Source organism: Bowmanella yangjiangensis, from assembly GCF_017255015.1.
Taxonomy (GTDB): domain Bacteria; phylum Pseudomonadota; class Gammaproteobacteria; order Enterobacterales; family Alteromonadaceae; genus Bowmanella; species Bowmanella yangjiangensis.
Genome location: NZ_JAFKCS010000211.1, coordinates 1 through 1,420, shown reverse-complemented (window position 1 = coordinate 1,420; position 1,420 = coordinate 1). Strand labels below are relative to the sequence as shown.

At 58.7% G+C, this 1,420-nt stretch carries 3 protein-coding genes; all 3 read right to left on the bottom strand.

Annotated elements, in window-relative coordinates; all coding sequences use genetic code 11:
- Positions 1-289 (bottom strand): hypothetical protein (locus J0A65_RS23400; RefSeq protein ID WP_206596689.1); only part of this gene is annotated, 289 nt, incomplete at its 3' end.
- Positions 290-291: 2 nt separating this feature from the next.
- Positions 292-1,170 (bottom strand): DUF6625 family protein, encoded by an 879-nt coding sequence (locus J0A65_RS23395; RefSeq protein WP_206596688.1) that lies wholly within the window; start codon positions 1,168-1,170, stop codon positions 292-294.
- A 23-nt stretch (positions 1,171-1,193) separates the two neighbouring features.
- On the bottom strand, positions 1,194-1,420 hold a 227-nt coding region (locus J0A65_RS23390), incomplete at its 5' end, for a glycosyltransferase family 4 protein (RefSeq protein WP_206596687.1).

Genomic DNA, 1,420 nt, shown 5'->3' with positions numbered 1-1,420 from the left:
GGTTACAGATCACCACGTCGAAACGCTCGCGACGGCAGTAGCGATACAGATGCCACATGGCGCGAATGCGCATGCCCTTGAGCTGCGCATCAGTGAAACCGAAATAGACCGAACGCTCCGCGCGGCTCACTGGCTGTCCAGCAGAAGGCCGTCCACGGAGGAATGCGTTGACGGTCTCAAACCTTTCGCTGGGTAGTGCGTGAAAGATCTGCTCTCCCAGATCGGCAAAATCCTGCGACTTGATGTTGGAGTCCGGATGGAGCTGCAGAACCTTGATCCGGCGCTTCATGTTCATGTCCATTGAGAAAAGCCATCTTCGCTCACGACCCAGGCTGGGCATCGAGCAAGCTCGTCGATTGCAGAGGGAGCAGGCAGCGGGCGGCCCGACCATGCACCTCGCTTCCAGATCGCGAAGTGGAAATAGGGAAACTCGCGCGCGGCGTCACGGTCATTGCTCAGCTGCCCCTCCTTCCAGAACCATCGGCGCGGAAAGTCGAAGCTGCCATCCAGCCACGGAATACAGCCGTCAGGCGTGCTGAAGGCTTCAACGAACTCGCTACGCCTGCGCAATGGATTGAATAACCCAACGAGCTTGAACAGCGGGTCCGGGAAGTTCTTGCGCCACAGGAACAGACGGCTGAACGCCCCCTCGTCCAGCGCGTGATGCGTCTGATCCGTGAGGCGCTCCTGCCAGCGCGGCATGCGCATGAATGCCCGACGCATCGTGTCTGTGTTACGGATCAGGCAAAGATGTCCGGAGACTCTGCGAGCATGGGTGGAATAGAGGTCGTAGCGCGCCAGCCTGGCCGTCGTGAAGTACTCGCGAAGACGTCCATAGATCAGGTCGAGATCACCGAAGGCCCAAAAGTCGTAGCCTTTCAAGTGCTCCTGATGGACATAGCCCAGCGCCGGCTTCAGATCACACAGCTTGTATGGATTTTCTGGCGCAAAGTTGATCCCCAGGCGCGCCGATACCTGCGCGCAATAGCTCGCATAATCAATCGGTTCGACTCTGACATTTTCAGGCAGACCTTCGGGGACGCCACAATCGCTGAACAGCAGCCAGTCGATGTCCGGATTGCGCCTGCAACTCTCGAGAAACAGCGGCATCCAGAACGGCCAACGCCCAAAGTAGGGAATCAAGAAACAGATACGCGGGGCTTCAGCCAAGGTCCCAGACCTCAATCAAAGTGTCATAGATCATAGGATAGCCAGCCCAAGGCTCTGAAACGTTCACGCGCTGCCTGGTCACTGAAGGTTTCCAGACACTCAGGCACGCGATCCTGGCCTGAACGTGTCACGGCCAGCTCAACGAAGCAGGCCGCCAAGGCATCTGCCTGGGCGAAGGGGAACAACAGCCCTGAGCCGCTCACCACCTCACGCCCGCCACCACAGTCGCTGCATATCACCGGTACGCCAG